We start from the raw sequence: 6,529 nt of genomic DNA, 5'->3' as shown, positions 1-6,529 counted from the left end.
GGATAAGGTAGCCTCTACGCAGTAGCAGTAAAAATAAAATAATGGAGATGATAAACAGAATAAAGGCGATCTTTTTGAACTTATTATACTCTTCTTGAGTTTTGAGCAGCGCTTTTTCTTGCCCGACCAGATGTAAGGTTTGTTCTACAAACTCTTTTTGCTGACGAAAAGCATCTTCACTGATTTGGTTGAGTTTTTCTTGGCGTATTTGCGATAGTGCATTGCTGCGTTTTATGTTCTCTAAGGCCTGTGCGTACTGACCGTTTTGCTCATAACCCAAGGCCAGTAACCGATAGGCATGCTCTTCAATCTCTTCATCTTGCATCGTTTTAGCAACGCTTAAGGCGTGTTGAGCGTTGCTGATGACCACATCGGCTTGTTTTTGGTGAAAGGCCAATCCTGAATGCAGTAAGTAAGCCTGTGCCTTTAAACGAGGATAATCTTTCAGCTCAAGCAAGTCTTCAGCGCGAGTGAGATACTGGTCAGTTAATGGGTAGTTATAGAGACTAAGGTAGGTCGCCGCCAAACTAATACGCACTTCAATGACTTTTTCCAGATCATTGCGGCTCGTTTCGTGATCGATCACGTTGAAGTAGTGAACGAGCGCTAGATTGTATTTACCTTGCTGGTAATAGACATCGCCCATACGTTGCAATACATCAGCCAAGGCTGGCGACTTGTTATAGCCGTCATAAAAATCGGCGGCTTGAGACAAATGCTCTAAAGCCTTATCGAGCACTTTTCTTTCAAAAAAAAGCTGAGCCAGTAAGGTATTAGTTTTAGCGAGTAGGGCGCTTGAGTTGTTTTCAATCGCGCCCCAATAGGCAACTAGCAACTCAGATAAAGCGCGATTGTAAAAGCCATGAGTGAGAAAATGTTGACCAATAACAATCTGATATTCAATCACGGTTTTCGGTGAGGAGATCGAATCAATGTAAGGTTTTAGGTCAGCAAAAAGCTTATTGGCCAGTTCGATATCATTGGCTTTTGAGGCAATTTCTGCTTTGAGCAGGGTAATTTTATAATCGAGACCTTTTGCCAATTGATCCGCATTTTTGATGGCATCATATTGAATGCTGATCGCGCGTAGCGCCTGCCGAGCGGCGCTTGCATCATTATTATTGAGCCAAATTAGACGAGTTTTGAGTATTTGTACATCCGTGGCTAAATAAGGCAATTGATAGTGTTGCGTGAGCTCTTCAGCAAGTTTTAACGCGGCCAGTGCGGCATCCATATTGTGCAACTGGAACTCTGCTTTAGCTAAAATCTTTAACGCATCAACGCTGCTGCCCGGAGTTCGAATCCGACTGTCGCTTTCATCGCGCGCCATCACTGATGATGATTTTTCTGATTTTTCGGCCAACTTGCGCTGAGTCAGATACTCAGTGGCTAGGGTTCTGGCTTGATTCGGTGAGATATCAATCAACCCATTGGCTTCATTTAACATTGGCGACGAGTAGATAGTGGCTTGTGAAGCCAGTGAAAACAGAGCCAGAGTTAAACTGAGCAAAAGTGTCCAGCGCACGTTGATCATCCTAATGCTAATCCTTATTGACGGGCCATACGTTGGTTATGTGTTGGCCGTTCTTGTTCGGTTGAGCGAAATGGGTTGATATCCAAACCGCCGCGGCGAGTGTATCGAGCGTATACCGTTAACTGTGTCGGTTGGCAGTATTGCATAATGTCGGTGAAGATGCGCTCTACACACTGTTCGTGGAACTCATTATGTTCACGAAATGAGACGAGATAACGTAACAGTGCTTCTCGATCAATTTGTTGACCTTGATAATGAATTTCGACGCTGCCCCAGTCGGGTTGATTGGTGATTAAACAGTTCGATTTCAGTAAATGGCTGTGCAGTGTTTCATTGACTTGCTCACCACGCGCGGCACTTTTCAGTAAGCTGGCATCAAATTGGTAACTTTCAATCTCAATATCTTGTCCATCAATGCATTCACCCTGCATAGTTACAATCGCTTGGCCAGTGTAATCGGTCACCGGGTTGAGAGTGACACTGACTGGCGCGCCGGAACAGGCCGATAAATCGTTGGTTAAGCGCTGCGTTACTTCATCCCAACTGGCTACTTTGCTTTGGTTATAGCTATTGAGGTAGAGCTTAAAGGATTTAGATTCAATCAAACTAGCACTTGTCGCAGGGATAGAAACCTCACCAATTGCCACTTGTGGTAACCCTTTTTCATTGAGCCAAGAGAGCTCGTACAAAGTCCAAATGTCACAGCCTTTAAACGGTAAGCTATCCCCCAAATGCAGATCATCACGGTTTAAGCTACGAGGAACAGGTTGCAGTAAGCTTGGATCGTACTGTTTGGCGTAGTCGGTTTTTTTGCCAAGGGTTAACCCTACCAGCGCTTTGGCATCGGAATATTTGCTCATATTTTCACGTCAATTCGATTAGAATAAGCAGAATTTTACGCAATCCTAGGGTTGCTGTCATCACACAAGGCAGCGACTCATCAATTTTGGAGCACTTCATGGCACAAACTGCCGAGCAAGCCTTACTTTCATTTACTCAACGTTATCTTGACGCTTACCAAACAAAGCATGGCGAGTCTCCTCGTAATGATGAGTTGGCTGAGTTGGATTCCCCTTGCGCAGTGATGAACGACCAAGACAGTGTGCTGTGGAAGCCCGTCGTCAGATCGGTTGCAGCTGATTTTTCTAACGTAGAAGTAGCGATTGAATTGACTCTACATTCTGATATTAAAGCCTTTTATGGCGTACAGTTTTGTGCGGACATGCCAGCTAAATGGCAAGGCAACGAGCTCGCTCTATTGCAAGTGTGGAGTGAGGATGATTTTGTTCGTTTGCAGGAAAATATCCTCGGTCATTTGGTGACTCAGCGCCGACTAAAACTCAAACCAACCGTGTTTATTGGTGCAACCGATGCGGAGATGGATGTAATTTCGATCTGTAACCTTTCTGGACATGTGATTTTAGAACGTTTAGGTACCGATAAACGCGACGTGCTGGCCGAAAGTGTGGCCGAGTTTTTCGCTAATTTAGAACCTGTGGTGTAACGATGTACGTGGTTGAATTGCAGTTTGAGTGTTTTGATAACACGACTATCTCGGCGGTAGACAAAGCGATTAATGGCCTAATGGATGCTTTACGCTATAACGGTCAAGTGCTTGGGCGTGAATTCCCCATCGTGATGGGAGAGGGCGAGTTCTTTGTGCGGGTGGTTTGCCCAGAGCAAGAAAGCTTACACCCTAAGTATCATTCTGATTTTGTTAGGGTGTGCCTGAGTCGCTTGACGGAGGCTAGTTTGCTGGCTCCGAAAGCCCGTTTGTTGGGGCGCGATCTTAATTCTGAGCAAGCCGCTGATGATGTTTTGCCTAGCTGGCAGATACTTTACACCACTTATGTACACACTTGTTCTCCGCTGCGCAGTGGTGACACATTGCTGCCGATCCCTTTATATCGTAATTCTGCGACCTTAAATGGTGATCATAAAGCAGTGATCAAATGGCAAACAGAGTGGCAGGCGTGTGATGAACTTCAGATGGCGGGTGGTTGCCGAGCAGAACACGCTGCACTGCACGAGATTTGCGATGTGGACAGTGTGCTGTTTATTCGAGGATGGGATTTACGAGGACGAATTGAGTTTTTGACTCACATCCCTACTTATTACTATCAGTATCGAGTTGGCGGCCAGAGCCTAGCGGACGAACAAGCCAGAAAATGCCCGAAATGTGGGGGAGAGTGGCTACTCGATGAACCGCTGCACGACATTTTCCATTTTAAGTGCGACCCGTGCCGTATTGTGTCCAATATGTCTTGGGATCATATTAAGTAAACAGATGCGTGTTGTTGATACGAAAAAGCCGATACATCGCGTATCGGCTTTTCTATTTTTATAGGCTTTTTGCACAGGTAATAGGTTTATTAATTACCAGCCTTTTACTGCGCCACCGTCAAAAATTTTCGAAGCGGCTTGGTACACTTCTTCTGTTTGGTAGGCTTTAACAAAGTTAGTCACGTTTTCAGCATTCAGATTTTCTGCACGAGAAACAATGATATTGACATAAGGTGACTCTTTATCTTCAACGAACACACCATCTTTTTCAGGCGTTAGATTGATTGAGCTGGCGTAGGTCGTGTTGATGATCGAGAGTGTAACGTCGTCAAGTGAACGAGGCAGTTGCGCGGCATCTAACTCAACAATAGTGATGTTTTTTGGGTTGGCGACCACATCACGTACCGTTGCCAGTAGGCCTGCTCCGTCACGTAGAGTAATAAGGCCTTGCTGTTCTAGCAGCAGTAAAGAGCGACCAAGGTTGGTTGGATCGTTAGGTACCGCAATACGAGAGCCATCTTGAATCTCATCAACCGATTTCACTTGTTTTGAATAGCCAGCAATCGGGTAAACAAAGGTGTTACCTGCAATCGCTAATTTGTAACCGCGGTCAGCGATCTGTTGATCAAGGTATGGCTTGTGTTGGAATGCATTGATATCAATCGAACCATCATCCAGTGCCGCATTAGGGGTAACATAGTCGGTAAACGTCACGAGTTCTACATCTAGGTTGTATTTTTCTTTTGCAATTTTTGCTGCAACTTCAGCAACTTGTGCTTCAGCACCGGCAATGACACCCACTTTGACTTTATTGTTGTCGACCGCTTTTTCACCACAGCCTGCCAGCACGAGTGCTGAAGCGCTAACGGCGAGGGTAAGTAGAGCTTTAAGGCTAAATTTCATGATTAACTCCTTGTTATAAAACGAATCTGTGTTTTAACTTTATTGTAATTTAACGGTGGTCGACACGGCGGACAAACTTATCGCCAATCGATTGAATAATTTGTACTAAGACAATCAACATCACCACGGTGACCGTCATGATGCCTAAGTCGTAGCGATGAAAGCCGTAACGAATAGCGACATCGCCCAAGCCACCGCCGCCAACGGTTCCGGCCATGGCAGAGTAACTTACTAGAGTGACCATAGTGATGGTGACTGAGTTGACAATCGTTGGTAGCGCTTCAGGAAGCAACACTTTACGAATAATTTGGATCGGCGTAGCCCCCATTGACTGCGCAGCTTCGACCAAACCAGTGGGCACTTCCAGCAATGCACTTTCAATTAAACGAGCGACAAATGGAATTGCGCCAATCGTCAGCGGCACAATGGCCGCCGTGGTGCCAATAAACGTACCGACAAGCAGTTTTGTCACCGGAATAATGGCCACCATGAGCACCAAAAATGGCACAGAGCGACCAATGTTGACGATGGCACCAAGAATGCGGTTCAGCTGAGTGTTTTCGAGAAGGCCGCCTTTTTTGGTGGTATGTAAAATAACTCCTAGTGGAATACCAACCACGAAACCGACGATGCCCGCGACAGCGACCATGTAGAGTGTTTGCCAGGTTGCCATCAGTAGAAGATCGCCATTCAGGTTTAACCAAGCGGTGATGGTGTTAAAGGACATAACCAAGTACCTCTACTTTTACGTTGTTTTCACGAAGAAATTCAAGAGCGGCCGTATCGTCCGACTCATTACCAAACAGTTCAGCGACCATCATGCCGAATTTAACGCCACCAGCGTAATCAAGGTCAGAACTTAATATACTGACATCAATATTAAATTTACGGGCAATTTGTGTCATCAAGGGAGCATCAACCGTTGCGCCTGTAAACTCTAATCGCACCAGCGGGTAGCTACCTTTTACGCGAGTGGCTTGCAGGCGAGCTTGGTAATCTTCCGGAATTGATAAATCGAGCGTTGAGCGAATAAATTGATGAGCCAAGGCGGTTTTAGGGTGAGCAAAAATCTCGCCAACTGTGCCTTTTTCAACCAGTTCACCGTCGCCAATAATGGCCACTTCGTGGCAAATACTTTTTACCACATCCATTTCGTGAGTAATTAGCAAAATGGTGATATTGAGTGTGCGGTTGATCTCTTTCAATAGCTCTAAAATCGATTGAGTTGTCGCAGGATCAAGCGCACTGGTGGCTTCGTCACACAGCAATACTTTGGGATCAGAGGCGAGTGCCCGCGCTATTGCAACACGTTGCTTTTGGCCACCACTTAGATTTGCAGGATAAGTTTCGCGCTTATCCGTCAGGCCGACCAGTTGCAACAGCTCTGACACTTTCTTTTCAATGCTATTTTTTTCGACACCAGCCAGTTCAAGTGGCAGAGCAACGTTGTCAAATACCGTACGTGATGAAAGCAAATTGAAGTGTTGAAAGATCATGCCAATGTTGCGACGAGCTTGGCTGAGTTCTGATTTGCTCAGTTGAGTTAAATCAACGCCATCAACCACAACCGAACCTGTTGTTGGAGCTTCTAGCATGTTGACACAGCGAATCAGCGTACTTTTCCCTGCACCTGACGAGCCAATTACACCAAAAATAGTGCCTTGCTTAATGTGAAGATTAATCTCTTTCAAAGCATGAATTTCCTTATTGCCTTGATAGAAAACTTTATTTACTTGATTAATTTGAATCATCGGAAAACCTGTGCAGGGATAACAGAATAAAATGTTGAACTCTCTCTCACTTGTTGGA

The 6,529-nt window shown here is 45.3% G+C and carries 7 protein-coding genes; 2 read left to right on the top strand and 5 right to left on the bottom strand.

Annotation, left to right across the window (positions count from 1 at the left end; translation table 11 throughout):
- Together B9J84_RS09575 and queF are read right to left on the bottom strand one after the other, a co-directional pair.
- Positions 1-1,534, bottom strand: a 1,534-nt coding sequence (locus B9J84_RS09575; protein WP_094124027.1) for a lipopolysaccharide assembly protein LapB, incomplete at its 3' end; no start/stop codon positions are given.
- Between the two features lie 14 nt (positions 1,535-1,548).
- The gene (gene queF, locus B9J84_RS09570) at positions 1,549-2,394 is read right to left on the bottom strand and encodes an NADPH-dependent 7-cyano-7-deazaguanine reductase QueF (protein WP_094124026.1); all 846 of its coding nucleotides are present in this window, start codon (positions 2,392-2,394) and stop codon (positions 1,549-1,551) included.
- A 98-nt stretch (positions 2,395-2,492) separates the two neighbouring features.
- Here queF and syd point away from each other — a divergent pair, with 98 nt between their 5' ends.
- Both syd and B9J84_RS09560 read left to right on the top strand, forming a co-directional pair.
- Complete coding sequence (syd, locus tag B9J84_RS09565) at positions 2,493-3,038, top strand: SecY-interacting protein (RefSeq protein ID WP_176430210.1); 546 nt, start codon at positions 2,493-2,495, stop codon at positions 3,036-3,038.
- Positions 3,039-3,040: 2 nt separating this feature from the next.
- Positions 3,041-3,817 (top strand): Zn-ribbon-containing protein, encoded by a 777-nt coding sequence (locus tag B9J84_RS09560; protein ID WP_019282947.1) that lies wholly within the window; start codon positions 3,041-3,043, stop codon positions 3,815-3,817.
- A gap of 93 nt (positions 3,818-3,910) precedes the next feature.
- On the opposite strand, the gene B9J84_RS09555 is transcribed toward B9J84_RS09560, so the two are convergent.
- Genes B9J84_RS09555 through metN form a run of 3 tightly spaced genes read right to left on the bottom strand, consistent with a single transcriptional unit; the run spans position 3,911 to position 6,471 of the window.
- On the bottom strand, positions 3,911-4,720 hold the full coding sequence (locus tag B9J84_RS09555) for a MetQ/NlpA family lipoprotein (RefSeq protein WP_094124024.1): 810 nt from the start codon (positions 4,718-4,720) through the stop codon (positions 3,911-3,913).
- A gap of 49 nt (positions 4,721-4,769) precedes the next feature.
- Complete coding sequence (locus B9J84_RS09550) at positions 4,770-5,447, bottom strand: methionine ABC transporter permease (RefSeq protein WP_017044205.1); 678 nt, start codon at positions 5,445-5,447, stop codon at positions 4,770-4,772.
- Positions 5,437-6,471 (bottom strand): methionine ABC transporter ATP-binding protein MetN, encoded by a 1,035-nt coding sequence (gene metN / locus B9J84_RS09545; RefSeq protein ID WP_013857383.1) that lies wholly within the window; start codon positions 6,469-6,471, stop codon positions 5,437-5,439. Before metN ends, B9J84_RS09550 begins: the two co-directional genes overlap by 11 nt.
- Positions 6,472-6,529: the final 58 nt, after the last annotated feature.

Source organism: Vibrio sp. V03_P4A6T147, from assembly GCF_002241085.1.
Taxonomy (GTDB): domain Bacteria; phylum Pseudomonadota; class Gammaproteobacteria; order Enterobacterales; family Vibrionaceae; genus Vibrio; species Vibrio anguillarum.
This window is presented reverse-complemented; position numbering and strand designations above follow the sequence as displayed.

What these genes read in the sequence shown, in the direction of transcription:
- queF (WP_094124026.1), bottom strand. Translation starts at nt 2,394, where the DNA reads ATGAGCAAATATTCCGATGCCAAAGCGCTGGTAGGGTTAACCCTTGGC.
- syd (WP_176430210.1), top strand. Translation starts at nt 2,493, where the DNA reads ATGGCACAAACTGCCGAGCAAGCCTTACTTTCATTTACTCAACGTTAT.
- B9J84_RS09560 (WP_019282947.1), top strand. Translation starts at nt 3,041, where the DNA reads ATGTACGTGGTTGAATTGCAGTTTGAGTGTTTTGATAACACGACTATC.
- B9J84_RS09555 (WP_094124024.1), bottom strand. Translation starts at nt 4,720, where the DNA reads ATGAAATTTAGCCTTAAAGCTCTACTTACCCTCGCCGTTAGCGCTTCA.
- B9J84_RS09550 (WP_017044205.1), bottom strand. Translation starts at nt 5,447, where the DNA reads ATGTCCTTTAACACCATCACCGCTTGGTTAAACCTGAATGGCGATCTT.
- metN (WP_013857383.1), bottom strand. Translation starts at nt 6,471, where the DNA reads ATGATTCAAATTAATCAAGTAAATAAAGTTTTCTATCAAGGCAATAAG.